Here is a 24,507-nt window from a genome sequence, read left to right as displayed (position 1 = left end):
TCAGATTATAACCGTTACGAACAGCTGACCGCAGCCGCGTCGGTCGCGGCCGGTCGCGAGCACCCGAAACGACCTGGTCGCGGACGCAACGCTGCCGCAGTCGGCAGGCTATTATACCGACCCCCGTTAGCCGTGGCCAGATGGCATCGCTGGGGATACTGCTGATCGCGGCGGCGGCGAGTCTGTTCATGGCGTGGGCGATCGGGGCCGGGTCCTCGGGGTCGACCCCGTTCGCGCCGGCCGTCGGCGCCAACGCGATCTCGGTGATGCGTGCCGGATTTATTGTCGGCATCCTCGGACTGGCCGGCGCGGTCTTCCAGGGTGCCAACGTCACCGAAGCGGTCGGTCAGGAACTGATCCGCGGCGTCACGCTCTCGCCGACGGCCGCCGTGGTCGGTCTGCTGACCGCCGCGACGCTGGTCGCGATCGGCGTCTTCGCGGGCTACCCGATCGCCACGGCGTTCACCGTCACCGGCGCGGTCGTCGGGGTCGGCCTCGCGCTGGGGGGCGACCCCGCGTGGGCCAAGTACCGCCAGATCGCCGCGCTGTGGCTCGCCGTCCCGTTCGTGGGCGGCGGCATCGCCTACGCCACCGCACGCCTGCTCAGGAGCGAGGGCGTCCCCGAACGGCTGGCGGTCCCCGCGCTGGCCGGCCTCGTCGGCGTCATCCTCGCCAACGTCGAGTTCGTCTTCCTCGGCCCGCCCGGCGAGCAGGCCTCGCTCGTCTCCTCGGCCGTCGGCGCCATCGGCGCGCCCCCGCTGGCCGTCCGGGCGGCCGTCTCGCTGCTGGTCGCCGTCTGCACCGCCTTCGCGCTCTGGTGGGACGTGCGCGAGGACAGCGCCCGCGGCCAGCGACACTTCCTGCTCGTGCTGGGCGGCCTCGTCGCCTTCTCCGCCGGCGGCAGCCAGGTCGGCCTCGCGATCGGTCCGCTGGTCCCGCTGCTCGACCCGTTCGACCTCCCCATCGTCGCCGTCCTCGTCGGCGGCGGCCTCGGCCTCCTGGTCGGTTCCTGGACCGGCGCGCCGCGGATGATCAAGGCCATCTCGCAGGACTACTCCTCGCTCGGGCCGCGGCGGTCGATCGCCGCGCTCATCCCTTCCTTCGCCATCGCCCAGACCGCCGTCTTCTTCGGCATCCCCGTCTCGTTCAACGAGATCATCGTCTCGGCCATCATCGGCAGCGGCTACGCCGCCGGCAACAGCGCCGTCAGCAAGGAGAAGATGCTCAAGACCGTCGCCGCCTGGGTCGGCTCGCTGGTGCTGGCGCTCGGCGTCAGCTACGGCGTGTTCGCCGCCGTCGACGCCGTGCTGTGACTCGGCTCTCGCCGAACGGGGCGATCCGCGGACTACTGCCGCTCTTCGACGTGAGTCAACACGCACCACACCGAGAGAAAGGGAACACAGCGTCGCCTCGACCGGAGGCCGGTCGCGAGCTTACTCGTCGTCGCCGAGGAGGTCGGCGGGGTCCTCGCCGCCGCGCTCGGCGATCCGGGCGTTGATCTGGCGGGTGGCCTCGCCGACCTCGCGGCCGCGGACGGTGACGCGCTTGCGCTCGCCGTCGCGGTTGGGCTCGTAGCCCGTGCCGCCTTCGAGCATGATCTGCTTGAGGTCCGTGCCGCGCACGTCGTCGCGCATCGGGCGGCCGGTCTCGTCGGAGCCGCCGGTGATCTCGACGGTGTAACCCGAGAGGCCGACGCTCCCGCCGTCGACTTCCTCACCGATCTCGCGACCGATGAACCGGTTGGCGTCCTGTCCGTCGATCTCGACCTGGTAGGTGCGGCCGTCCTCCGGGTCGGAGACGGCGACCGTGAAATCTGCCATACCCGGTCGAACTCGGCGCGCGTTCAAAAGCCCGTCGGAACGCCCCGTCCGTCGCTGTCCCCGCCGAGCCAACCGTTCGCACGGTCCGTCCCCTCGCTCCCGGCGCTACCGCAGATCGAGCGTGAACCCGGTCTTGGCCTCGCCGTCGAACCCGCAGGACTCGTAAAAGTCGTGTTTCCACTCCCGGTCGGAGCCGGTCAGCAGCATCACCTTGTAGCAGTCCCGTTCGCGCGCCCGCTCGACCGCTCCCTCGACGCACTGCGTCCCGAATCCCTCGCCGCGATAGCCCTCGCGGGTCACTACGTTCTCGATCAGGGCGAACGGCCGCGCGCCCCGCGTCAGGTTCCTCGTCACCGACAGCAGACAGGTGGCGACGAGCCGGCCGTCGTGCTCGACGACCACGACGTCGAGCGTCTCGTCGGCGACCATCTCCTCCCACAGGTCCGCCACCGCCTCGGGCGCGAGTTCCGGGTCGTCGGGGTTGAGCTGCCGGTACAGTTCGAGCAGGTCCTCCAGTTCGTCCCGTCGAGCGGATCTGACCGTGGCCATCGGCGTTCGGTTCGATCTGCGGGGGCACCGGACATGAAACGGGCGGTCCGCACCGACGCGACGGTGGGCCGGACGAAACTATTTGACAGGTCGTTCCGAACGACCGTCCATGTCCGGCTGGTCCCCGCCGTCGCTCCCGCGCGAACTGCTCGCGGCGTTCGGCGCCGCCTACTTGCTCGTCATCGCCTACGCCCTGCTCGTCCAGGGTGCGATCCTGCTGGGGGTGTTACCCGGCGTCCTCCTGATCGGCGCGTACCTGCTGTGGCGGATCATGGCCGCCGTCGAGGCGATCGCCGACGGCGTCCAGCGGATCGCCGAACAGATGGAACGGGAGTGACCGACTCGGCACGGTCCTGTCGGTCGAAAAGAATTTTATCGGTCCCGAGCGTCGGCCCGGTATGGCCGAACCGTTCACGCGACTGATCCCCGGGCCGTGGCTCGTCGTCGGCGCGCTCGCCTACGCCGCCCTGTGCTGGTACGCGGTCGTGATCCAGGGGTCGCTGCTGTTCGCCGTCGCCCCGCTGGTCGTCGTTGCCGTTGCCTACGGGCTGTCCCGGCGGGCCGTCCCCGCGTAGCGCCGTCGATTCGACGGGGTCAGTCCCGCTCGACAGCCACCACGGTCGAGACCCGCGCGTTCTCTTTCAGCCCGAGCCCCGCGCCGCCGACCGACAGCGGCACGCGACCGAGTTCCGACAGTTCCAGCGTCGGGTGGAACGCCCCCCGGGCGACCACGGCGTCGCGCGTCTGTACCCGTGCGATCGTATCCTCGGGCAGCGCCAGCGACTCGTTGTACTCGATCAGGTACTGGCCCGCGTCGAGGTGCCACCACTCGTAGTCGTCGTCCTCGTTCCGGAACTGGCTGTCGTGGGGTTGCAGGTCCGCGGCCTCCAGTTCGCCGCCGCCGAAGTCGATGCGGCCGGGTTCGGCGACCTCGTAGACCTCCGTCGCCGTCAGGTCGAGCCCGCGCCCCTCGGTCTGAGTCGGCTCGTGGACGATGCCGTCGACGAACGCCGTCAGGTCCGTCATGTCCGAGTCTCCGACCGCTCCGGGCAAAAGCGTGGGGCCGGTCGATGTTCGGTTCGATGTGCTCGTGTATCGGTTGTTTCTGTTGGATAGGTTGTGAAAGCAAGTCGACCGACAACGACCGCACTTGACGGTGAGCGATGAAAGCCCTCGCCGCGCTCGCTAGCTTGCTCGACCGCAGTCGACAGCAGGTGATGAAAGCCCTCGACGCGCTCGCGGTCGCTGAGCGGGATATCCGCGCTCTCCGCACCGCCCGCGCGGATAGTGCCCGCTCAGGCGACTGAACTGCACGCGAGCGCGCCTCGCCCTTTCAGTCCACCAGGCACCGCAACCGCAAACCGCCCCGCACAGCACCGTAGACGGCCACGAACCTCCCCAACCGATTCGCTCGCCTTCGGCTCACTCATCCCTCGCGCGGCTACGTCGCGCGCACGAGAGCGCGCGACAGCACGCGCCGACCGCACCACTACCTACATCAACTGTAGGTAGCATCCGGCGCCGGAGGCGCCGGTTCACCGCTCGCGCCGTCGGCGCGAGCGGCCTTTTTCACCCATGTTTTTGGTAGCGAGGGACCGGAGGTCCCTCGGACCATGCGAACGGGCGGCTTCGCCGCCCGTGAGCAGACGGAGGGGTGGGCGCGGTTTGCCCACCCCTCCGCGAAAAAGATGGTTTAGCAAACCGGCTTCGGGTCGACGCCCATCGCTTCGAGCGCGGTCGCGTACTCCTCGTAGGCCGCTTCGACCACGCGTTCGGCCCCTCTCTGGGCGCGCTCCCAGTCGGCGTCCGTCTCGCAGACCGAATCGAGCAGGGCGACGCCCTCGTCGAGCCGCCCCTGTGCGTCACTGCGCAGCTCCCGCGCCAGATCCGCCCGCTCCTCGTCGGCCTCGTTGACGAAGAAGTTGACGGCCTGCAGCAGCGTCCGGTCGGCGACCAGCGGGCGGCCGACGAACCCCGCCGCCAGCCGCTCGACGGTCCCGTCGGTGTCGGCCAGCGCGGCGTGTAACGGCGCGTCGGTCCCGTCGATAGTCGCCGCGGCGTCGGCGTCGTCGTTCGGTAACTCGGCCAGCGAGGCGACGACGCGGTCGAACTGCGCGGTCTCGGTGTCGGCTGCGGTCTGGAAGGCCGACGCCGCGTCGCCGGTCGCCTCGTCGGCCCACCGCGAGAAGGTGTCGCGGCCGCTGGCGGCCGATTCGGCGACCGACCGCAGAACCGGCGCCCGTTCGAGGTCGGCGCCGGTCGCGGCGATGAGGTACTTGTCCGACCCCAGCCGATCGAGTTCCGTCGCCTGCGCCTCGCGGACCGCCTCGACGAGTTGCTGGCCGTTCATATCTCGCCCGTTGGGGCGGCGCGCAGGTATATGTACGGCCGACCTTTATGTGAGCGGCCCGCGTCGCCCGATTCAGCAATGCCCGGACCGGTCGAGATGCTCGTCGAGGCGCTCGGTAACCAGCGGCTCGTGGTGCAGGCGCTGGTCGGCGGGCTGGTCATCGCCGGGCTCAACCTCCTCGGCGCGTCGCTGGTGTTCGTCTGGCGCGACCCCTCCGAGCGGGCGCTGGACGGCGCGCTGGGCTTCGCCGCCGGCGTCATGCTCTCGGCGAGTTTCACCAGTCTGATCCTCCCGGGGATCGAGGCGACGCCCGGGGGGAGCCCGCTGCCGGTGCTCGGCGGCGTCCTCCTGGGCGCGCTCGCGCTCGACCGGGCGGACGTGCTGGTCCCGCACGCCCACTACCTGCTGACCGGGAAGCGCCGCGAGGACGCGGCCGACCCCGGCGACGACCTGCCCATCGACGACGACCGCCTCGCCTCCGTCGTCCTGTTCATCCTCGCCATCACTCTACACAACATGCCCGAGGGGCTGGCCGTGGGGGTCGGGTTCGGTTCGGCGGCGGCCGGCGACGCGTCGATCGGGAGCGCGGTCGCGCTCATGCTCGCCATCGGTATCCAGAACGTCCCGGAGGGGCTCGCGGTGTCGGTCGCCGCCGTCAACGCCGGGCTCGACCGCCGGTTCTACGCGGCGGTCACGGGCATCCGCTCGGGGCTCGTCGAGATCCCGCTCGTGCTGTTCGGGGCGCTGGCGGTCACGCTCGCTGCGCCGATCCTGCCCTACGCGATGGGCTTCGCCGCCGGCGCGATGCTGTTCGTCATCAGCGACGAGATCGTCCCCGAGACCCATCTCCGGGGCAACGAGCGGGTCGCGACGGTCGGGACGATGGTCGGCGTCGTCGTCATGCTGTATCTGGACGTGTCGCTGGGGTAGCCCGTCCGGCGGGGTCAGCCGCCGTATTCCAGCGCCACCACGCGGCCGTCACCGTAGCGGACCAGCAGCTCATCGCCGGGCGCGGCGGTGAGGTTCGCGGGCGTCACGCCGGTCCAGACCGGCACGTCCCGTTCATAGGCGGCCCGTTCAGCGCCCGTCGCCGGGTCGAGGACGGCGATCGTCCCGCCGTTGGTGACCGCGACGAGTTCCGACGAGCCGTCGCCGTTCGGGTCCGCCAGCACCGCCGGCGGCGTGACCGACCCCTCGCTCGTCGCGAGGCGCGTCCGCCACTGTTCGCTCCCGTCGGCGGCGTCGAGCGCCCGGAGAACGTTCCCCGCCTCGCTCACGTAGGCCTCCGGCGCCCCGTCGCCGTCGCCGTCGGCGAGCGCGCCCATCGCGGGCGACCCCTCGGCCGAGCGGTTCCAGCGACGCTCGCCCGTCGCCCCGTCGAGCGCGACGACGCCGTCGTTGCCGACGACGACCACGCTTGCCTCGCCGTCGACGGTCGCCGCCGCGGCGTCGTTGGCCCCCACGTCCCGGCGCCAGCGCACCGTCCCGTCCCCCTCGAAGGCGACCGTCTCCTCGCGACCCGCGACGATGACCTCTCGGTCCCCGTCCCCGTCGAGATCGGCGACGACCGGCGAGGCGTAGACGAGCCCGGAGACGTTCCCCCGCCAGCGGACCGACCCGTCGGCGGCCGCGACGAAGGTGTCGCCGGAGATGTCGCTGGCGACGACCTCGGGCGCCGAGTCGCCGGTCACGTCCGCGACGACCGGCTGCGCGTAGCCGTACGCCCGCGTCGGGACCCGGAACAGCTCCCGGCCGTCGCTCGCCGCGAACGCGACGGTCGCGTTCTCGGTCGTTCCGGCGACGACTTCGAGCGCGCCGTCGCCGTTCAGGTCGGCGACGGTCGGCTTCGTCAGGGCGTGGCTGAAACACCGCTCGGGCGGGACGCCGACCCACCAGCGGACGCTCCCGTTCGCGGCGTCGAGGCGGTTCAGCGAACACGAGCGACGCGTGAGCCCGTCCTGGCCCTGGAGACCGGTGACCGGCGCGACGACGACGCCGTCGGCGGCGCCGACGCCGTGGTGGTTGAACTCGTTGTCCCGCGCGGTGTCGCTGATCCACAGCTCCGTCAGCGCGCCGCCGCCCCCGCCGGGGAGCGCCCAGAGCGCGGCGGCGCCGGCGCCCGACAGGGCGAGGACCAGAAGCGCTAACGCGGCGGCCGTGCGAGTCCGCATCGTCCCCGTCTCGGGATCGGACGGGCAAAGCCCTTCCGACGCGCCGCCGGGATTCGAGCGGCGTACCACAGGCCATTTGCCCGCGCTCGGCCGAGTCCCGTGTATGGCACTCCGCGGCGACGACCGGACGAGGCGTCCCCGAGCGATCCGGCGGGCGCTCGCCGCGGCCCTCGCGACGGTGGCGCTCGCGGCCTCTGCGGGCGTCGCGAGCGCTCACGAGATCGTCGCGCGTGAGTTCACCGCGCCGGTCCCGCTGGAACTGCTGTTCGTCGGCGCCGGCGCGACGGTCGGCCTGACGGCGCTGTGGCTCGGCGTCGCCGACCGTCGCGCCGGCGGCTCCGAGCGGGCCGCTCGCCAGCCGGCGCCCGAGCCGTCCGACCGCCCGCTGGCCCGCGTCCCGGCGGCAGTCGCGCGCCCGATCGTCACGGTCGCCCGGGTCGGCTTCCTCGCGCTGTTCGTCGGGGCGCTCGCACACGGCATCCTCGGCCGGCAAGTCGCCGCCGAGAACCTCGCGACGCTGGTCCTCTGGCCGCTCGTGCTCAAGGGCGTCGGCCTGCTCGCCGTCCTCGTCGGGTCGCCGTGGCGCGTCCTCTCCCCGTGGGAGACGCTGTACGACGGCCTCGTGGCGCTGGAGGGGCGGGAGATCGCGCTCGCCGGCTCGTACCCCGAGCGCCTCGGCGCCTGGCCCGCGGTCGCCGGGTTCGTCCTCGGCGTCGGCGTGCTGGAGAACCTGACCGTCGCGACGCGCTCGCCGTCGATTACGGTCGCCGTCGCCGCGGCCTACGCGGTCGCGATGCTCGTCGGGAGCGTCGCCTTCGGCCGCGAGTGGTTCGCCCGCGCCGACGCCCTCACCGTGCTGTTCGACCTGCTGGGCCGGATCGCGCCGCTCGCCGTCCGCCGCCGCGACGACGGGAGCGTCGCCCTCGCCGTCCGCCCGCCGTGGCGCGGGGTGACCCGACCGCTCGGCAACACCTCGCTGGTCGCGTTCGTCGTCGCCGCGGTCTACACCGTCAGCTTCGACGGGTTCACCGCGACCCGAGCCTACCGTTCGCTACTCGACCCCGCCCGCGAGGCGCTCGGCGTCGGCGTCGCGAGCGTCGCGCTCTACGCGTCGGGGCTGGCCGTCTTCCTGGTGTCGTTCGCGCTCGCGGCCGCCCTCGCCGAGCGCCTCGGCACCGGAGCCATCCCGTCGTCGGCAGATCCGACGGCGGCCGCGACCGCGTTCGGTGCGACGGTGATCCCCATCGCGGCCGCCTACGAGGTGGCGCACAACTACCCGTTCGTGGCGACGAACCTCGGCGCGACCGTCGCCGTCGTCCGCGACCTGGCGCTCGGCACTGCGGGCGACCCGATCAGGCCGCTCGCCGGTCTGTCGGTCGAGCTGTTCTGGCTGTCGCAGGTGGCGCTCGTCGTCGCCGGCCACCTCGTCGCCGTCGTCGCGGCCCATCGGGTCGCGACCCGCCGGTACGGCGGCCGCGGGGCGGCCCGGCGCGGCCACGCGCCGTTCGTCCTCGTCATGGTCGGGTACACGATGCTGTCGCTGTGGATCGTCTCGCGACCGCTGGCGGCCTGATCCGCCGAGCGGCGCGGCTGCCGGACCACGCGCGACCCGGAAGCGACCGACTTAGGTGCGCGCGGCGACTACTGGAGGTGTGACACCGTTGCGCCCGGTCGCCCACGCCGCGCCCTCGCCGGACCCTGGCCTGCTCGGCGTCCACCTGCTGGCGGGCGTCGGCTCCGGACTCCTGCTCGCGCTGGCGGTCGCGGCGCTCGGCCAGCGCGGCTCGCGGTCGTACCTGCTCGTCGTGCTCGCGCTGGCCGCCCTGCTCGCCCGCACGCTCGTCTCCGCGCTCGCGATGTTCGGCCCGCTCGACGCCGGCCTGCACCACTTCGCCGAGCACGCCCTCGACGCCATGCTCGCGACCTTCCTGCTCGGCGCCATCTACTACGCGCGCTCGGCAGCTCCGAGCGCCCCCGAGGAGCCGCTGTAACGATGCCCGACAACGACACTCGCGCCCGCGTGGCGGAGCACGTCGCCGACAACCCGGGCGTCTACTTCAGCGAACTCGTCCGCCGGCTCGACCTCGCCCCGGGGCAGGTCCAGTACCACCTGCGGAAGCTCGACGACCGCGTCGTCGCCGCCGACCTCTACGGCCGCACCCACTACTACCCGCCCGACTGCGACGCCTTCGAGCGGCGCGCGCTCGCGGTCCTCCACCGCGAGACCGCCGCCGACATCGTGGTCTTCCTCCTCCGGAACGGGCCGACACCCGCCGCCGAGACCGCCGAGGGCGTCGGCGTCGCCCGGAGCACGCTGGAGTGGCACCTCGACCGACTCGTCGACCTCGACCTCGTCGCCAAGCGCCGCGACGAGCGCGGCCGCGTGACGCTCGCCCTCGAAGCGCCCGAGGAGACCGCCCGACTGCTCCGGACGGTCGAGCCGTCGCTGCCCGAGAAGCTCGTCGACCGGTTCACCCGCCTGGTCGACCGCCTCCTCGCCGAGTAGGGCTTTCGACTGGCCGACCAGAACCCCCTTGTCGGACCAGTCGCTAGTGTCGCCGATGCCACCCAGTCGCCAGCGCGGGGTCTCGCGCCGGGAGTTCGTCAAGGCCGCCGTCGCCATCGGCGGGTCCGCGGCGCTGTCGGCCTGCCTGGGACGGGAGGACCCCGACCTCCCGACGGGCCCCGACGACCTCTCGGCGCTCCCCGACCGCCAGCACGCCTGGAACGACGCCCTCCGCACGGACGACCACGGCAACGACGTGCCCCCGAAACACCACCTCCTGATCTATCTCGACTACGCCGGGGAGGGGACGCCCGCCGACTCGGACCGCGAGACCGTCGAGACCGCGCTCCGGTCGCTCGAACGCGCCTACCCCCGCAGCACCGACGAGGGGGACGTGGGCCTCCTCTTTACTATCGGCTACGCCCCCGCCTACTTCGAGCGCTTCGAGGGGAGTCTCCCGGAGACCGTCGACCTGCCCGAGCCCGAACCGCTCGCGCCCTTCGAGAACCCCGTGCCGGACGAACCCGACGCCGTGGTCCACCTCGCCAGCGACTACGGCTCGGCCCTGCTGGCCGCCGAGGAGGGGCTGCTCGGCGAGCGCGACGCGGTGAACGGTCGCGAGCTGGACGCCACGTTCGACGGCGTCTTCGAGCGAGCCGCCCTCGCTGAGGACGGCCGCGCGCGCCGGACCGGCTTCATCGGCGAGGGGCTCCCCGCCGAGAACCAGGACGTGGCGGGGATCCCCGACTCCGAGCCCGTCCCAGAGGAGTCGCCGCTGTACATGGGTTTCAAGTCGGGATTCGAGAAGACCCAGGCGACCGAGGACCGCGTGACCATCGCCGAGGGCCCCTTCGCCGGTGGCACCACCCAGCACGTCTCGTCGATGGACCTCAACCTCACCCAGTGGTACGAGCAGGACAGCCGCGAGCACCGCGAGGCGTCGATGTTCTGTCCGGCCCACGCCGACAATGACGTGATCGAGGGCACCGGCGAGAACCTCGGAAACTCCAGCGGCGTCGGCGGCTGCGCCGAGACGGTCGAAGAAGACGCCCGCAAGGGCGTCGTCGGCCACGCACAGAAGAACGCCCGCGCCCGCGAAGACGGCCGCCCGGTCATGCTCCGCCGGGACTTCGACTCGACGGACGGCGACCGCGCCGGCCTGCACTTCCTCGCCCTGCAGGAGTCGATCGCCGACTTCGTGAACACCCGCGAGGCGATGAACGGGACCGACGCCGCCGCCGAGGGCGCGGTCGGACAGCGCGCCAACAACGGCATCCTCCAGTACATCAACGTCCGCCGGCGCGGCAACTACCTCCTCCCGCCCCGCGAGTCGCGCGCGCTCCCGACGCCCCGCCCCGGCGAGTGACCGACGTCGCCCGACGGCCGCCGCCCGCTTTCGAGAACCCAACCAGAAGCCGCTTTTGCGTATAGCGATTAGGGCCGGACATGCACAGACGACGCTTCCTCGCCGCGGGCGCTGCCGCGGCGTCGGTGGGTCTCGCAGGGTGTCGGTCGCTCTTTCAGACGCGCTCGGCGCGGTCGCCGCCGCTGGTCGAGGACCGCCCCGACGCCGTCTACGTCCCCAGCCACGTCGAGGGGATGGAGATGGTCGGGATGGCCTCGGCCGGTGACTTTCGGGTCGCGCTGACCTACAGCTACCCCCACCGCTTCTGGCTCGTCAGCGGGGACAGCACCGAGAAGGTCACCATCGAGGGCTCGGACTCGCTGCACCTCATGACGACCGTCTGGGACCCCGAGACGGAGACCGTCCTCCCGCACGGCTCGGTCACGGCGACGATCACGCTCGACGGCGAGACGCTCACCAGCGGCAAGTCGCTGTGGCCGATGATCTCCCAGAACATGGGCGTCCACGCCGGCGACAACCTCGAACTCGACGGCGCGGGCACCTACGACATCGAGGTCACCGTCCCGCCGCTGCCGACCCGTCGGGCCGGCGCCCTCCGCGACCGCTTCGGCGACCTGGGGAGCGCCTCGTTCTCCCTGGAGTTCTCACAGTCCGCCCTCGAAGAGATCTCCTACGAGCGACTGCCCGACCGCCAGGGCGAGCGCGACGCGCTCGACCCCATGTCGATGGACATGATGCCCGTCTCCGCGACGCCCGCCCCCGGGGAAATGCCGGGGACCGTCGTCGGCGAGGGCACCAGTGGCGACGCCCGCTTCGTCGTCGCGCGACTGGAGTCGCCGCCCGCCGGTATCTCCGCCGAGGGCGACCGCTCGTATCTCGCCGTCTCGATGCGGACGCCGTACAACGGCTACCCGATCCCGCAGGCGTCGCTGTCGGCGACGGTCAGCGGCGACGGGACGAACCGCTACGACGGCTCGCTCACCCCGACCGTCCACCCCGATCTGGGATACCACTACGGTGCCGTCGCGGACGTGCAGTCGGGCGACGACCTGACGCTCTCGGTCGACGCGATCCCGCAGATCGCCCGCCACGAGGGGTACGAGACCGCGTTCGTGTCCTTCGACGAGCTGTCGATGACCGTGGAGGAGTAGGACTTCTGCCCGGTGGCGGCTCCGTTCGTTACTCCCGTCCGGGCAGCGAGACGTTCCGCGCCGCAAGCAGGTGGTCGACGCCGCCGACGAGGACGAACAGGAGTCCGAGCGCCGTCGCGGCGAGGTGGAGTTCGCCGAACCAGATGGGGACCCAGGCGAAGGTTCCCTGGAGGCCCGCGACCGCCTCCGAAAGGAGGGGGATCTCGTCGTCGGGGGCAGTGAGGGCGGCGGAGCCGTTCGCGGCGGTCATCCGCGGCAGGGGCGTCTTCGTCGACGTCGCGGCGCCGCCCTCGGTGGCGGTGCCGTCCGCGTCGGTCGGCGTCGAGCCGCCGTCGTAGCTGCCCGCGTACTCGCCGTAGGGGAGCCGGTCGGCCTCGTAGACGATGCCGGGGCCGTACTTGGCGGCGGCACCGACCGAGACGTTCCAGACCATCTCGCCCTGGGGGTCAACCTCGATCACGCGCCGGTTGCGCGAGTCGGCGATCAGCGTGTTGCCGTTGGGGAGCCGATCGGCGTCGCGGGGCCACGTCAGCTGGATGCCGCCGGCCCTGTCGACCGCCCAGACGGGCTCCCAGTCGCCGTCGTCGGTGCGGTGGAGCTCGACCACGCGGTCGTTCTCGCTGTCGGCCACCAGCACCGCGCCGTCGCCGAGCCACTGCGGGTTGTGCTGCTCCTTGATGACGCTCGGGTCGCCACAGCGCACGTCGCCGTCCCCGTCGGCGTCGTAGAGCCGCTCGTCCGAGAGGCAGTTGGCGTCGCTCGTCCCGTCGTCCTCGTTGATGACTTCGACGACGCCCTCGCCGCGCTCGACGATCAGGAGCTGGTTGGCGTTGCGAACCGAGACGAGGAAGCGGCCGTCGCCGATGGCGTCCACGTCGTTGATGTGCAGCCAGTCGCGGCTCGCCGGGTCCGGGGGCGCCTCGTAGAGCTCGCTGGCGCGCCACTCCCAGACCTCGGTGCCGTTCTCGACCACGACGACCCGCTCGGCGTCCATGTCGACGTAGGCGATGCCGCCGTCGCCGGTGGCGTCGGCGGCGTGGACCTCGCTGTTGGTGATCGAGCCGACGGGGAAACTGTACTCCGAGAGGATCTCTCCGCTCCCGGGCTCGATGATCCGATAGCCCGTCCGGGCGCAGGGCGCCGAGAGATCGCCGCAGTCCTCGGAGCTCTCGTTGGCGAACGCGGCCAGGACGGTGCCGTTGTCGAGCCGGCTCACCTCGAAGTAGCCGTCGGCCTGGGTGTTGCGCCAGGCGACCGACCGGCCGTCGAAGGCGATGACGCTGCCGTGGGTCACCCAGCCGCCCTGGTTGCCGACGAGCGTCTGGGGCTCGTCGGACGAGGGCGTGCCGGTCGGAGCGGCCGTGGCGTCGGGGTCCGACGGGGCCGCGGTGTCGTCCGGTGAGGGCGCGGGCGTCGCCGGGGCGTCGACGCCGCCGGCGGACCCGGAGGGGGCGGTCGCGGCGCCGACGACCATCGTCGCGACGAAGAGGCCGACGCCGAGCAAGACCAGGGCGCTGCCGCGCGATACGTCCATCGTGGCACGTTGCTCCGCCTCGTTCGCGAATAAGCCTTCGGGTCCGTGACGGGTCGGTACCGGCGGTCGCCGCGGGCCGGCGACCCCCAGACGACGCGGCGGCTCACGGGAGAGAGCGGACTCGGAACGACGGTGGAGCGGTCAGTTGTCGTCGTCGTCAAGGCCGCCGCCCCAGTTCAGGGCGTCGGCCTGCTTGCCGCCGGTGCCGCCGGTGCCGCCGTTGCCGCCACCGCCGAAGCGCTTGACCGCGGCGCCGAGCGCGGCGACCGCGGCGACGGCTCCCGCGCCCGCGTACGGGAGCCAGTCGGGTTCGATATCGAGGCCGTCCAGCGGGCCGCCGCCGGCGCCCCCACCGCTGGCGCCCCCGCCGCTACCGGTCGTCGTCGCGGGCGGTGTCGGCGCCTCGGTCGGCGTCGACGTCGGCCCGGTCGCACCGCCGGCCGTCGTCGTGGGCGTCGGCGCCCCCGTCGGGGTCACGGTGTTCCCGCCCGACGCGTCGGTCGGGGTCTCCGTCCGTGTCGCCGTCGGGGTGGCGGTCGGCGTCGTCCCCGCGGGCGTGTCGGTCGGCGTGGTGCCCGGTGTGTCCGTCGGTGTCGCCGTCGGGGTATCGGTCGGCGTCGCCGTGGGGGTCGCGGTGTCGCTCGGGGTCGCCGAGGGCGTCGGCGTCTGGACGGTGTTGGGCGGGTCGAGCGCGGCGATCTCGGCGCTGGCGAGGTAGACGGTGTCGTTGCCGAAGGCGGCGGTCGTCCGCAGCGGCGCGGCGGTGTCGTAGGCCCACCGCTCGCTCCCGTCGGCCGCGTCGAAGGCGTAGACGCTCTCGTTCTCGCTGCCGACCGTCACGAGGTCGCCGGCGACGCCGGGTTTGGCGCGGATCGCCCCGCGGGCCTCGGCCCGCCATCGGCGGTTCCCTTTCAGGTCGAAGGCGTAGAGCGTCCCGGCGACCGTCCCGACGTAGACGGTGTCGCCGGCGACGGTCGGCGCCGCCCTGACCGCTCCGTCGAGATCCTTCGACCAGCGTTCCGTCGCCTCGTCGTCGCTCTGGACGTTCACCGCGTAGAAACGGCCGTTGCTGTTGCCGACGTAGACGGTGTCGGCGGTGGCCGCCGGGGCGGCGGCGGCCCCTCCCGTTCGGAAGCCCCACAGTTCCTCGCCGCTGGCGGCGTCGAACGCCGATACGACGCCGCTGGGCGAACTCGCGTAGATGCGGTCGCCGCCCACCGCCGGACTGGTCCCGCCCTTGTCGACGCGGCCGGCCCACCGCTCGGTCCCCTCCGCGCGGTCGATCCCGTAGAGTCGCCCCCGGGCGTCCAGAGCGACGATCAGGCCCCCCCAGCGAATGGGGGCGGCCGGAACCGGACCGATTTCGCCCTCGTCGGGCGGGAAGGTCCACCGTTCGGTGCCGTCGCCGGTTTCCAGGGCGCGGACGGTGCCGTCGGCGGCCCCGAGGTAGACGCCGTCGGCGTCGGCGATCGGGCCCGTCAGGTCGGTGTCGGCCTCGTAGCGCCACTGCTCGCCGCCCTCGGTCGGGTCGAGCGCGTAACAGACCTGCGCGTCGTCGGCGGTGTAGAGCGCGTCGTCGGTGAGCGCCGGCGACCCGGTCGCGGTGCCGTCGGTCGCGTACGTCCACCGGGTCGTCACCGCGTCGAACGACGCGCGGTCGATGGCGGTCTGCGAGCCGCTCTCGACGGCCACGTAGAGGCCGCCGACGACCGCGACCATGTCGTCGACCACCGACAGTGACGGGTCGTCGACCGGCAGGTCGGCCCGCCAGGCCTCGGCGCCCTCGTTGCGGCCGCCCCACAGGTACGCGTAGACGGTGTCCTCGGCGGTCGCGACGTAGATGGCCTCGTCCGTGACGACCGGCTTGCGACTCGCCGGCGAGCCCAGGTCGACCGACCAGCGCTCGTCCCCGCCGACCGCGTTCAGGGCGTGGAGCGTCCCGTCGGTCGTCGCCACGAACACGGTGTCGCGCGCGACGGTCGCGCCGCCGACGACCGCGCTCTCTAGATCGGCTCGCCACCGGGCCTCGCCGTCGACCCTGTCGATGGCGTACACCGTCCCGCCGGTGTCACCGATGTACACCTGGTCGCCGCTGACGACGGGCGGCACGTCTTCCGTCGGATCGTCGGTCTCGAACTCCCAGCGGGGGCTGCCCGCCTGGGACTCGCGGGCGACGACGGTGCCCGTCTCCGTCGCGAAGAACGCTCGCTTCGGGCCGCGCGCGGGCGCCGCCGCGATCGGGTCGCCCGCGTCGAACGTCCACCTGCGGGCGCCGCCGTCGCGGCTGAGCGAGTAGCAGGTGCCCGCCTCGGTCCCCGCGAGGACGCGCGAGTCGGTGACGGTGACCGGCGCCGAGACGGTGCCGTCGACCTCGGTGCGCCAGTATCGCTCCTGGGAACCGGTCCGGACCGCCAGGACGGCGGCGCCGTCGTCCATGAAGGCGGTGCCGCCGGCGACGGCGGCCGCCGCCGGGGAATCACCGTCGCCGTCGGTCCCGTAGCGCCACTGCGTCTCCCCGGAGGCGCGGTCGAGCGCGTAGAGACTGCCGTCGGCGCTCCGGACGTACGCGTTGACGTCGTCGAACGTCGGTTCGCCGGTCGCGTCGATGGCCCGGTCCCAGCGGACGGCGATGCCGTCGCTCGGTCCGTTCGCGCCGCTGTATCCGGTGTTGCCGTCGTCGAAGGCGAACATCGGCCACCTGCGGGAAGCGGCCGCGTCCGCCGCGCGGTCGACGGGAGCGCGGTCGGCCGGCACCTGTTCGCCGGCGACGGCGGAGAGGGTCGAACCAGCGACGCCGGCCGCGGTCAGGCCGGCGAGGAAGCGCCGCCGCGTCGGTGCGGGGCGTGTCGTGTCTGAGTGCGGGGTCGTATCGTCCATCCAGCGGACCTCTGAAGGGGAGTCGTCCGGGCCCGTCAAATATCTTGTCGCACGCCGCTTGCGAGCGCAGGCGACCGGACGACCCCGGTCGGGCGTCCGCGCCTCAGCCCCGCGGCCGTCGGCGACGGCCGGACCCTCGCCGATCAGCCGTCGACGGCCGTCACCACTCCAGTTGGCCGCCGCTCTGGTACTCCGTGACCTGCGTCTCGAAGAAGTTCTTCTCCTTGTTGAGGTCGGCGGCCTCGGACATCCAGTCGAAGGGGTTGTCCGTCCCGTACTGCTCCGGCAGATCGAGCTGCGAACACCGCCGGTCCGCGACGTACTCGACGTACTCCGCGAACTGTTCGGGCCCCATCCCGAGGATCTCTTCGGGGCAGGCCTCGCGGGCGTAGCGGGCCTCCAGCTCGACGGCCTCGCGGATCAGGTCGAGCACCTCGGCCTCGAAGTCGTCGGTCCAGGCGTCGGTCTCGGTCCGGATCTGGTCGATCAGGTCGACGCCGAAGCCCAGATGCAGCGACTCGTCGCGCATGATGTACTCGAACTGCTGGCCGATCCCCGTCAGTTTGTTCTGGCGTTTGAGCCCGAGCATCATCGCGAAGCCGGCGTAGAAGAAGATACCCTCCATGATGACGTAGAAGCCGATCAGGTCCCGGAGGAAGGCTCGCACGTCCGCCTCGTCGTCGATGGTGAAGTCGGGGTCGTCGACGACGCGGGTCAGATCGACGACGAAGTCGTCTTTCGCCTCGATGGTCGGGATGCGGTCGTACATGCCGTAGAGGTACTCCGGGTCGAACCCGAGCGAGTCACAGCAGTAGATGAACGTGTCCGTGTGGACGGCCTCCTCGTAGGCCTGCCGGAGCAGATACTGGCGACACTCCGGGGCGGTGACGTAGTCGTACACCGCGAGGACGATGTTGTTGGCCGTCAGCGATTCCGCCGTCGAGAAGAAGCCGAGGTTCCACTCGACCAGGTCCTTCTCGGCGTCGGTGAGCGTGCCGTCCTCGTACTGTCTGGCGTCCTCGCCCATGGGGATCTCCTCGGGGGTCCAGTTGTTGGCGACGCCCGACTGGTAGTACTCGCGGGCCCACTCGTAGTCCATCGGCAGGATCTTGTTCGGGTCGTGCGTGTCGTTGTCCGTCGTGTAGGTTATCGGCATGGCTGAGTCCTCCTATTGACAGGCGTCGCAGGTCGGGTCCTCGACGCTCGGCAGGTCGCCGTCGTCGCGGTCCCCGTCGGCGTCCGCTGACTCGTCGCTCGCGCTCCCGTCGCCGTCGGCCACGTCCCCGCCGCGCTCTTTGGTCTGGGTGCGGCCGTACTCGCTCATATCGAGCGTGGACTTCTCGAACTGGCTGGCGCCCAGCGTCCGCAGGTAGTAGGTCGTCTTCAGGCCGAGATCCCAGGCGGTCTCGTACACGTCTGCGAGGAGACTCCCGTCGGTCTCGGGGAAGAAGACGTTGTGGCTCTGGCTCTGGTCGATCCAGACGCCGCGGGCAGCGCTCAACCGGAGCTGGTGGCGCGGGTCGACCTCGAAGGCCGTCCGATAGAGCTCCCGCAGCTCCTCGGGGATCTCGCCGATCTCCTGAACCGAGCCGTCGTGGAACTTGATCCGGTCGCGGACCTCGTCGGTCCACAGGTCCCGCTCGGCCAGGTCGGCGACGAGGTCGTCGTTGACCACGGTGAAGTCGCCGCTCATGTTCGACTTGACGTAGAGGTTGGAGTAGAGCGGCTCGATCGAGGCGGAGGTGCCGGCGATGGTCGAGATCGTGGCCGTGGGCGCGACGGCCATCGTGTTCGAGTTGCGCATGCCGTGCTCGGCGACGTGCTCGCGGACGCGCTCCCAGTCGAGTCGCTCGGAGACCTCCACGTCGACCTCGCGGCCGCGCTCGTCTTCGAGGAGTTCGACGGTGTCCTGCGGGAGCAGGCCGCGGTCCCACTTCGAGCCCTCGTAGCTGTCGTAGGTGCCGCGCTCGGCGGCGAGCTTCGAGGAGGTGAGAATCGCGTTGTAGGCGACGAGCTCGGAGACTTCGTCGGCGAACGCGACGGCCTCCTCGCCGTTCATCGGGGTTCGCTGTTCGATCAGCGCCTCGTGGAAGCCCATCATCCCGAGGCCGATGGGGCGGTGCTCCATGTTCGACCGCTCGGAGCGGTCGGTCGGGTAGAAGTTCAGGTCGACGACGTTGTCGAGCATCCGCATCGCCGTCTCGACGGTCGATTCGAGTTTCTCGCGCTCGATCCCGTCCTCGTCGACGTGCTCGGAGAGGTTCACGGAGCCGAGGTTACAGACCGCGGTCTCGTCGGTCGAGGTGTTGAGCGTGATCTCCGTGCAGAGATTGGACGAGCGGATCGTGCCGGCGTGGTCCTGGGGCGAGCGGACGTTGCAGGCGTCCTTGAACGTGATCCAGGGGTGGCCCGTCTCGAACAGCCGGGTGAGGGTGTCGCGCCAGAGGTCGGCGGCGTCGACGCGCTCGTACTGGCGGAGTTCGCCCGCGTCGGCTTTGGCCTCGTACTCGCGATACAGCTCCTCGAACTCCTCGCCGTGGGCCTCGTGGAGGCCGGGCACCTCGTCGGGCGAGAAGAGGGTCCACTGCTCGTCCGCCTGCACGCGCTTCATGAACAGGTCGGGGACCCAGGCGGCGGTGTTCATGTCGTGGGTGCGCCGCCGTTCGTCGCCGGTGTTGCGCTTCAGGTCGAGGAAGTCGGGGAAATCGAGGTGCCACGGCTCCATGTAGGCGCAGGCGGCGCCGCGGCGCTTGCCCGAGCGGTTGATCGCGGCGGTCACGTCGTTGGAGATCTTGAGGAACGGGACGGTCCCCGTCGATTCGACGCCGGTCGACTCGATGAGCGAGCCCGAGGCGCGGACGGGCGTCCAATCGGTGCCCAGGCCGCCGGACCACTTCGAGAGCTTGGCGTGGGACTTGTAGGCGTCGAAGATGCCCTCCAGGTCGTCGGGGACCGTCGTCACGTAACAGGAGGCCAGCTGCGGGTGCGTGGTGCCCGCGTGGAACAGGGTCGGCGAGGAGTGGACGAACCGCAGCGTCGAGAGAAGTTCGTAGAACTCGCGGGCGCGCTCGGGGCGGTCGTCGACGGGCTCGCGCAGGGCGATCCCCATCGCGACGCGCATCCAGAACGCCTGAGGGAGTTCGAGGGGGTCGCCGTCGTCGTCGAGGAAGTACCGCTGGGCGAGCGTGTCGACGGCGATGTGGTCGAAGCGTTCGTCCCGTTCGGGTCGGATCGCCGCGGCCATCTCGTCCAGGTCGTAGGTCAGGAGCCGCTCGTCGATAACGTCGGCGCGGACGCCCTCCTCGATCCCCTCGACGAACGACTCGCGGTAGGCGTCGGCGTAGTCGTCGTCGAGGTCGGCGGTGTCGTCGACTCGGCCGTCCTCGTCGGCGGGGAGCGCCCAGCCGTCGCCGGGCGGGTCCTCGCCGGTGACCGCGCGGAAGTGCTTGCGGCGGGCGACGCGGGCGGCCGCGTCGTCGTAGGCGGGGTGGCGCTCGATGCGTGCGGTCAGCTCCCCGACGATGCCCTCGTCGCGCTCGTCGGCGTCGACGCCGTCGTACAGCGACCGCTCGACCGACGCGACCAGGTCGTCGAGGGTCTCGTCGTCGATGATGTCTTCGTGGCCTGTGCGTGCGCGCTCCAGAACGGAGCGGATCGTCGACTGCGCTGTCAGCGTACTCATGGTAGTGTCGCCACTGTTCGGTGGCAAAGCGGCACACGCGGCCGCTCGGCTATTCGGGCGATACCGCCCGAGAACCCCGAATACGGCCGCTCGCGGTGCGTTCAATCCTGACCGGCCCCGCCCGAATAAAGCTTTCCAACAGCACTTTCATTACAACAATCTCGTTTGTATTACGTGCAACAGTGGTGGTCCCGCGTTCGGCGGGTGACGCCGGCGGTGTCACTCGGCGCTCGGCGGCTCGTCCGGGGCAGCGTCCGGACGCGGGTCGGCGGCGTCGGCGGGCTCGCCGACCGATCCGGGCCGGGCGCGCGGGAGTTCGACCCTGAACCGCGTCCCGTCCGGGCCGGTTTCGACAAGTTCGAGGGTTCCGCGGTGCTGTTCGACCAGTTTCTCGGTGAGATACAGTCCGAACCCGTGGTCGGTGTCGAACGAGTCGGGCCGGTCGAACAGCGTCGCGGTGACATCGTCGGGGATCCCCGGTCCGTCGTCCGCGACGGTGACCGTCACCGTCTCCGGGGAGACGGTCATCCGCACTCGCACCGTCGCGGTGTCGCCGTCGTTGTGCTCGACGGCGTTCGTCAGCAGGTTCCCGAACACGCGCTCGAGGAGCGGGTTGGCCCGGACGAACGCCGTCTCGGTTATCGACGCGTCGATCCGGATATCCTCGTGGCGGCTCTCGAGGGTCTCGATCCGGCCGACCAGGAGCGCCGCGGCGTTCACCGGTTCGAGGGGCGCGTCCTCCCGCGTCGCGTTCAGCAGCCGCCGGACGTTCTGGATCACGTCGGTCACGTCCTCGCTCTGGCGGCGGATCGTCTCCCCGCGGTCGTGGGCGAGGCTCCCGGGTTCGTGCTCGTCGACCAGTAACTCCGCGTTCCCGGAGATGACCTGCGTCGCGTTGAGGATCTCGTGTCGGAGGAGGCCGTTGAGGTAATCGAGGAGGTCGCGCTGGCTCGCGGCGTGTCGGGCCCGGGACTCCGCCCGCGCCGTCTCGACGGAGCTCTGGACCGCTCTCGCCTCGGAGACGCCGACGGCGATCCCCAGACCCCCGCCGACGGCGACGCTCCAGCGCATCCACGCGACGAACATGCCGACGGACGTGGCGCCGATCACGGCGACCAACATGGCGTTGAACAGCAGCGACGCGACGGCGGTCCCGAGCACCCACCGCAGGATGCGCGGGTAGCGCGCGGCTTCGAGCCGGCTTCGAGGGAGCCAGTAGCCGGCGTACCCGATGCCCGCCACGAACGGGAGCGTGGTCGCCGCGCCGATGAGGAACTCCCCCGTGAACACGAGCGGGTCGCCGCTCGACCAGTCGATCCAGCCGACCGCGCGGACGACCGACTCCCCGACCAGCGTCGCAGCCAGGAGCGCGGCGAACCCGACGAGGTATTTCGGGACCCGACTTCCCCCGGCGGAAACGCCGAGTTTCATCTCCCACCCTGTTTCAATCGGCGATATATAAGCGTCGGTGGTTCCGGAAGAACGACCGAAATCGCGACAGAAAATCGCTCGAAAGACGAGATCCGAGACGGCGAGCAGGTATCGACTGTGATTCCCGGACGACACACGGTCGCGACCCGTCCGGCTTCAGAACTCGTCGACGGGTTCGGGGACGACGCCTTCCTCGTCGTCGCCGCCGGCCAGGTCGTACTCCTCGCGGAGTTCGTGGATGCGGTCGCGGATGTCGGCGGCGAGTTCGAACTCCAGGTTGTCCGCGGCGTCCTCCATCCGTTCCTGCAGCCGTTCGATGGCGCGAGCGGCCTCCTCGTCGTCGTCGGGGGCGAGCGAGGAGGCGTCGCCGGTGTCGGTCTTCGAGCCGGGCAGCGAGGACTCGCCGATCTCCTTGTCGATCGTCGTCGGGGTGAATCCGTGTTCCTCGTTGTACTCCTCCTGGATCCGCCGGCGGCGGTTGGTCTCGGCGATGGCCGACTCCATGGCGTCGCTTGGGTCGTCGGCGTAGAGGACGACCTCGCCGTTGACGTTGCGGGCGGCCCGTCCCATCGTCTGGACCAGGGTCGTCTCCGAGCGCAGGAACCCCTCCTGGTCGGCGTCGAGGATCGCGACCAGCGACACCTCGGGGATGTCCAGCCCCTCCCGGAGGAGGTTGATCCCGACGAGCACGTCGATGTCGCCCAGCCGGAGCGACCGGATGAGTTCGTGCCGTTCGAGCGTGTCGGTCTCGTCGTGCATGTACTCGACGGCGACGCCGGCCTCTTCGAGGTACTCGGTCAGATCCTCGGCCATCCGCTTGGTGAGGGTGGTGACCAGCACGCGCTCGTCGCGCTCGACGCGGCCGTCGATGCGGTCCATGAGGTCGTCGATCTGCCCCTCTGCGGGCGAGACCTCGACCGCGGGGTCGACGAGGTGGGTGGGGCGGACGATCTGTTCGACGACCTGCTCGCTGTGCTCGCGCTCGTAGTCGGCCGGCGTCGCGGAGACGTAGAGGGTCTTGCTCGTCTTCTCCTCGAACTCCTCGAAGGTGAGCGGGCGGTTGTCGTAGGCCGTCGGCAGGCGGAACCCGTTGTCGATCAGCGACTCCTTCCGGGAGCGGTCGCCGGCGAACTGGCCCTTGATCTGGGGGATGGTCTGGTGGGACTCGTCGATGACGGTGAGGAAGTCGTCGGGGAAGTAGTCCAGCAAGGTGTACGGCGCGTCGCCGCTCTCGCGCTCGGAGAGGTGGACGGAGTAGTTCTCGATGCCCGAGCAGTAGCCCGTCTCGCGCATCATCTCCAGGTCGAAGGTGGTCCGCTCGTCGATGCGCTGGGCGGCGACGGCGTCGCCCTGGCGCTCGAAGTAGCGCACTCGCTCCTCTTTGAGCTCCTCGATCTCCGCGATGGCGCGCTGGAGGCGCTGCTCGGGGATGGAGTAGTGTTCGGCCGGGTGGATCAGCACGGCGGGTTCGCTCGATTGCACCTCGCCCTCCAGCGGGTCAACCTTGAGCATGCGGTCGATTTCGTCCCCCCAGAACTCGACGCGGACGGCGTAGCGGCCGTACATCGGGTAGATCTCCAGCGTGTCGCCCCGCACCCGGAAGGTGCCCTGGGTGAAGTCCACGTCGTTGCGCTCGTAGTTCAGGTCGACGAGTCGCGAGAGCACCTCGTCGCGGTCGATCTCCTGGCCGACCTCGAGTTCGAGGCTCATGTCGACGTAGTTCTGCGGGTCGCCCAGCCCGTAGATGGCCGAGACCGAGGCGACGACGATCACGTCGTCGCGGGTCAGTAGCGAGCGCGTGGCGGAGTGGCGCAGCCGGTCGATCTCGTCGTTGATCGAGGCGTCTTTCTCGATGTACTTGTCGGTCTGTTCGACGTAGGCCTCGGGCTGGTAGTAGTCGTAGTAGGAGACGAAGTACTCGACGGCGTTGTCGGGGAACAGCTCGCGGAACTCCTCGTAGAGCTGCGCGGCCAGCGTCTTGTTGTGGGCGATGACCAGCGTCGGCAGCTGGGTCTCCTCGACGACCCAGGAGACGGTGTTGGTCTTGCCCGACCCCGTCACGCCGAGCAAGGTCTGTGCGTCCATGCCCCGGCGGAAGCCGTCGGCGAGTTGCTCGATGGCCTCGGGCTGGTCGCCCGCCGGGTCGAACGGCGCGTCGACGCGGAAGTCGCTCTCGGCGTCCGGCCTGTCCGGCGACAGGGGCCCCTCGGTGTCGCTCATTACACGGGGATAGGGTCGGACGAACTTGAGAAGCGCGGTCCGACCGGCGAGGTGTCCCCCTTCTCGTCCCGCGTTCGCCGGGGGCGAGACCGACGACGGCTCGCGCGGTGGATATTTGGTGGGGCCGGACCCACTCGCGGGTATGGCGATCGAAGACCGCGGCGACGCGAGCCTGATCACCCACGCGCTCGCGACGGACGTGTTGACGCGGCTGCGCGACGTGGAGACCGAACAGGTGGAGTTCCGGAAGGGGCTGGTCAAGCTCGGCCGGATCTGCGGCTACGAGATCATCGACGGGGCGATGGAGACCGAGTACGTCTCGGTCCAGACCCCTCTCACGGAGACGATGGGCCAGCGCGTCAAGGGCCTCGAAGACGTAGTCATCGTCAACGTGCTCCGCGCGGCGACGCCGTTCGTCGAGGGGTTACTGAAGGCGTTCCCCCGCGCCCGCCAGGGCGTCATCTCCGCCAGCCGCGACGAGGCGGCCGGCATGGACGAGTCGGGGCAGTTCCCCATCTCCGTCGACTACGTCAAGCTCCCCGATATCGAGCCCGAGGACACCGTCATCGTCGCCGACCCGATGCTGGCGACCGGGTCGACGATGTGCGCGGTCCTCGAACGCGTCCTGGAGGGCCAGCCCGAGCCCGAGAACCTGTTCGTCCTCTCGGCGGTGAGCGCGCCCGAGGGCCTCCTGCAGGTGGACGAGGCCGTCCCGGAGGCCGACCTGCTCACCGTGGCGATCGACGACGAACTCGACGAGGACGGCTACATCGTGCCCGGCCTGGGCGACGCCGGCGACCGCGCGTTCCGGACCACCGAGTGAGCGGCGGCGCTCGGCGCGTCGCCCCGG

22 protein-coding genes are annotated in these 24,507 nt (G+C 71.1%); 11 read left to right on the top strand and 11 right to left on the bottom strand.

The genetic code is table 11. The annotated features are described in order from the left end of the window. Window positions 1-140 precede the first annotated feature (140 nt). Window positions 141-1,313, top strand: coding sequence for an inorganic phosphate transporter (locus tag HZS54_RS08125; protein WP_179921738.1), 1,173 nt, complete (start codon window positions 141-143; stop codon window positions 1,311-1,313). 120 nt (window positions 1,314-1,433) lie between these two features. Here the strand turns inward: HZS54_RS08125 and HZS54_RS08120 are convergent, their stop codons facing one another. Further along, entirely contained in the window at window positions 1,434-1,820 is a 387-nt protein-coding gene (locus tag HZS54_RS08120) for a 30S ribosomal protein S6e (protein ID WP_179921736.1), read from the bottom strand. A gap of 105 nt (window positions 1,821-1,925) precedes the next feature. Continuing rightward, a complete protein-coding gene (locus HZS54_RS08115) occupies window positions 1,926-2,369 on the bottom strand; it encodes a GNAT family N-acetyltransferase (RefSeq protein WP_179921734.1) in 444 nt (147 codons plus the stop codon). Window positions 2,370-2,478: 109 nt separating this feature from the next. Here HZS54_RS08115 and HZS54_RS08110 point away from each other — a divergent pair, with 109 nt between their 5' ends. Then, window positions 2,479-2,706, top strand: a complete 228-nt coding sequence (locus tag HZS54_RS08110; RefSeq protein ID WP_179921732.1) for a DUF8066 domain-containing protein — start codon at window positions 2,479-2,481, stop codon at window positions 2,704-2,706. Between the two features lie 61 nt (window positions 2,707-2,767). Next, window positions 2,768-2,944, top strand: coding sequence for a hypothetical protein (locus HZS54_RS08105; protein WP_179921730.1), 177 nt, complete (start codon window positions 2,768-2,770; stop codon window positions 2,942-2,944). A gap of 19 nt (window positions 2,945-2,963) precedes the next feature. Here the strand turns inward: HZS54_RS08105 and HZS54_RS08100 are convergent, their stop codons facing one another. After that, entirely contained in the window at window positions 2,964-3,395 is a 432-nt protein-coding gene (locus HZS54_RS08100) for a dCTP deaminase/dUTPase family protein (RefSeq protein ID WP_179921728.1), read from the bottom strand. A 137-nt stretch (window positions 3,396-3,532) separates the two neighbouring features. On the opposite strand from HZS54_RS08100, the gene HZS54_RS08095 reads away from it, so the two are divergent. Further along, the gene (locus HZS54_RS08095) at window positions 3,533-3,676 is read left to right on the top strand and encodes a hypothetical protein (protein WP_179921726.1); all 144 of its coding nucleotides are present in this window, start codon (window positions 3,533-3,535) and stop codon (window positions 3,674-3,676) included. A gap of 386 nt (window positions 3,677-4,062) precedes the next feature. On the opposite strand, the gene HZS54_RS08090 is transcribed toward HZS54_RS08095, so the two are convergent. Next, a complete protein-coding gene (locus HZS54_RS08090; RefSeq protein ID WP_179921724.1) occupies window positions 4,063-4,719 on the bottom strand; it encodes a rubrerythrin family protein in 657 nt (218 codons plus the stop codon). 78 nt (window positions 4,720-4,797) lie between these two features. On the opposite strand from HZS54_RS08090, the gene HZS54_RS08085 reads away from it, so the two are divergent. Further along, window positions 4,798-5,649, top strand: a complete 852-nt coding sequence (locus HZS54_RS08085) for a ZIP family metal transporter (RefSeq protein WP_179921722.1) — start codon at window positions 4,798-4,800, stop codon at window positions 5,647-5,649. Between the two features lie 14 nt (window positions 5,650-5,663). On the opposite strand, the gene HZS54_RS08080 is transcribed toward HZS54_RS08085, so the two are convergent. Then, the gene (locus HZS54_RS08080; RefSeq protein WP_179921720.1) at window positions 5,664-6,890 is read right to left on the bottom strand and encodes an outer membrane protein assembly factor BamB family protein; all 1,227 of its coding nucleotides are present in this window, start codon (window positions 6,888-6,890) and stop codon (window positions 5,664-5,666) included. Window positions 6,891-6,993: 103 nt separating this feature from the next. Between HZS54_RS08080 and HZS54_RS08075 the strand changes: the two genes are divergently transcribed. The 5 genes from HZS54_RS08075 (at window position 6,994) to HZS54_RS08055 (ending at window position 11,913) form a co-directional block, all read left to right on the top strand. Further along, complete coding sequence (locus HZS54_RS08075) at window positions 6,994-8,463, top strand: hypothetical protein (RefSeq protein ID WP_246391845.1); 1,470 nt, start codon at window positions 6,994-6,996, stop codon at window positions 8,461-8,463. Between the two features lie 79 nt (window positions 8,464-8,542). Then, window positions 8,543-8,881: a DUF7471 family protein gene (locus tag HZS54_RS08070; protein WP_246391843.1), complete on the top strand. Its 339-nt coding sequence runs from the start codon at window positions 8,543-8,545 to the stop codon at window positions 8,879-8,881. A gap of 2 nt (window positions 8,882-8,883) precedes the next feature. Further along, the gene (locus HZS54_RS08065) at window positions 8,884-9,396 is read left to right on the top strand and encodes a winged helix-turn-helix transcriptional regulator (RefSeq protein ID WP_179921718.1); all 513 of its coding nucleotides are present in this window, start codon (window positions 8,884-8,886) and stop codon (window positions 9,394-9,396) included. A gap of 55 nt (window positions 9,397-9,451) precedes the next feature. Continuing rightward, window positions 9,452-10,762, top strand: a complete 1,311-nt coding sequence (locus HZS54_RS08060) for a DUF7405 family protein (RefSeq protein ID WP_179921716.1) — start codon at window positions 9,452-9,454, stop codon at window positions 10,760-10,762. Between the two features lie 80 nt (window positions 10,763-10,842). Further along, window positions 10,843-11,913 carry a DUF7350 domain-containing protein gene (locus tag HZS54_RS08055; protein ID WP_179921714.1) on the top strand — a complete coding sequence of 357 codons (1,071 nt, stop codon included), beginning with the start codon at window positions 10,843-10,845 and terminating at the stop codon, window positions 11,911-11,913. A 28-nt stretch (window positions 11,914-11,941) separates the two neighbouring features. Here HZS54_RS08055 and HZS54_RS08050 read toward each other — a convergent pair whose 3' ends face one another. The 6 genes from HZS54_RS08050 to uvrB all read right to left on the bottom strand — a co-directional run bounded on the left by HZS54_RS08050 (window position 11,942) and on the right by uvrB (window position 23,657). After that, window positions 11,942-13,447 (bottom strand): arylsulfotransferase family protein, encoded by a 1,506-nt coding sequence (locus HZS54_RS08050; protein ID WP_179921712.1) that lies wholly within the window; start codon window positions 13,445-13,447, stop codon window positions 11,942-11,944. Window positions 13,448-13,588: 141 nt separating this feature from the next. Next, window positions 13,589-16,324 (bottom strand): PQQ-binding-like beta-propeller repeat protein, encoded by a 2,736-nt coding sequence (locus HZS54_RS08045; protein WP_179921710.1) that lies wholly within the window; start codon window positions 16,322-16,324, stop codon window positions 13,589-13,591. Between the two features lie 160 nt (window positions 16,325-16,484). Continuing rightward, window positions 16,485-17,480 (bottom strand): ribonucleotide-diphosphate reductase subunit beta, encoded by a 996-nt coding sequence (locus tag HZS54_RS08040; RefSeq protein WP_179921708.1) that lies wholly within the window; start codon window positions 17,478-17,480, stop codon window positions 16,485-16,487. Window positions 17,481-17,492: 12 nt separating this feature from the next. Continuing rightward, complete coding sequence (locus HZS54_RS08035; RefSeq protein WP_179921706.1) at window positions 17,493-20,006, bottom strand: ribonucleoside-diphosphate reductase subunit alpha; 2,514 nt, start codon at window positions 20,004-20,006, stop codon at window positions 17,493-17,495. Window positions 20,007-20,225: 219 nt separating this feature from the next. Further along, complete coding sequence (locus HZS54_RS08030) at window positions 20,226-21,437, bottom strand: sensor histidine kinase (RefSeq protein ID WP_179921704.1); 1,212 nt, start codon at window positions 21,435-21,437, stop codon at window positions 20,226-20,228. A gap of 156 nt (window positions 21,438-21,593) precedes the next feature. Beyond that, a complete protein-coding gene (gene uvrB, locus HZS54_RS08025) occupies window positions 21,594-23,657 on the bottom strand; it encodes an excinuclease ABC subunit UvrB (RefSeq protein WP_179921702.1) in 2,064 nt (687 codons plus the stop codon). A gap of 142 nt (window positions 23,658-23,799) precedes the next feature. On the opposite strand from uvrB, the gene upp reads away from it, so the two are divergent. Then, window positions 23,800-24,480: a uracil phosphoribosyltransferase gene (gene upp / locus HZS54_RS08020; protein WP_179921700.1), complete on the top strand. Its 681-nt coding sequence runs from the start codon at window positions 23,800-23,802 to the stop codon at window positions 24,478-24,480. Window positions 24,481-24,507: the final 27 nt, after the last annotated feature.

The sequence above is a fragment of the Halosimplex pelagicum genome, assembly GCF_013415905.1.
GTDB lineage: Archaea > Halobacteriota > Halobacteria > Halobacteriales > Haloarculaceae > Halosimplex > Halosimplex pelagicum.
Note: the sequence above shows the minus strand (reverse complement) of the source record. Positions and strands in the feature narration are given on the sequence as shown.

Coding starts and splice junctions, on each gene's coding strand:
- HZS54_RS08125 (WP_179921738.1), top strand. CDS start 141: ATGGCATCGCTGGGGATACTGCTGATCGCGGCGGCGGCGAGTCTGTTC.
- HZS54_RS08120 (WP_179921736.1), bottom strand. CDS start 1,820: ATGGCAGATTTCACGGTCGCCGTCTCCGACCCGGAGGACGGCCGCACC.
- HZS54_RS08115 (WP_179921734.1), bottom strand. CDS start 2,369: ATGGCCACGGTCAGATCCGCTCGACGGGACGAACTGGAGGACCTGCTC.
- HZS54_RS08110 (WP_179921732.1), top strand. CDS start 2,479: ATGTCCGGCTGGTCCCCGCCGTCGCTCCCGCGCGAACTGCTCGCGGCG.
- HZS54_RS08105 (WP_179921730.1), top strand. CDS start 2,768: ATGGCCGAACCGTTCACGCGACTGATCCCCGGGCCGTGGCTCGTCGTC.
- HZS54_RS08100 (WP_179921728.1), bottom strand. CDS start 3,395: ATGACGGACCTGACGGCGTTCGTCGACGGCATCGTCCACGAGCCGACT.
- HZS54_RS08095 (WP_179921726.1), top strand. CDS start 3,533: ATGAAAGCCCTCGCCGCGCTCGCTAGCTTGCTCGACCGCAGTCGACAG.
- HZS54_RS08090 (WP_179921724.1), bottom strand. CDS start 4,719: ATGAACGGCCAGCAACTCGTCGAGGCGGTCCGCGAGGCGCAGGCGACG.
- HZS54_RS08085 (WP_179921722.1), top strand. CDS start 4,798: ATGCCCGGACCGGTCGAGATGCTCGTCGAGGCGCTCGGTAACCAGCGG.
- HZS54_RS08080 (WP_179921720.1), bottom strand. CDS start 6,890: ATGCGGACTCGCACGGCCGCCGCGTTAGCGCTTCTGGTCCTCGCCCTG.
- HZS54_RS08075 (WP_246391845.1), top strand. CDS start 6,994: ATGGCACTCCGCGGCGACGACCGGACGAGGCGTCCCCGAGCGATCCGG.
- HZS54_RS08065 (WP_179921718.1), top strand. CDS start 8,884: ATGCCCGACAACGACACTCGCGCCCGCGTGGCGGAGCACGTCGCCGAC.
- HZS54_RS08060 (WP_179921716.1), top strand. CDS start 9,452: ATGCCACCCAGTCGCCAGCGCGGGGTCTCGCGCCGGGAGTTCGTCAAG.
- HZS54_RS08055 (WP_179921714.1), top strand. CDS start 10,843: ATGCACAGACGACGCTTCCTCGCCGCGGGCGCTGCCGCGGCGTCGGTG.
- HZS54_RS08050 (WP_179921712.1), bottom strand. CDS start 13,447: ATGGACGTATCGCGCGGCAGCGCCCTGGTCTTGCTCGGCGTCGGCCTC.
- HZS54_RS08045 (WP_179921710.1), bottom strand. CDS start 16,324: ATGGACGATACGACCCCGCACTCAGACACGACACGCCCCGCACCGACG.
- HZS54_RS08040 (WP_179921708.1), bottom strand. CDS start 17,480: ATGCCGATAACCTACACGACGGACAACGACACGCACGACCCGAACAAG.
- HZS54_RS08035 (WP_179921706.1), bottom strand. CDS start 20,006: ATGAGTACGCTGACAGCGCAGTCGACGATCCGCTCCGTTCTGGAGCGC.
- HZS54_RS08030 (WP_179921704.1), bottom strand. CDS start 21,437: ATGAAACTCGGCGTTTCCGCCGGGGGAAGTCGGGTCCCGAAATACCTC.
- uvrB (WP_179921702.1), bottom strand. CDS start 23,657: ATGAGCGACACCGAGGGGCCCCTGTCGCCGGACAGGCCGGACGCCGAG.
- upp (WP_179921700.1), top strand. CDS start 23,800: ATGGCGATCGAAGACCGCGGCGACGCGAGCCTGATCACCCACGCGCTC.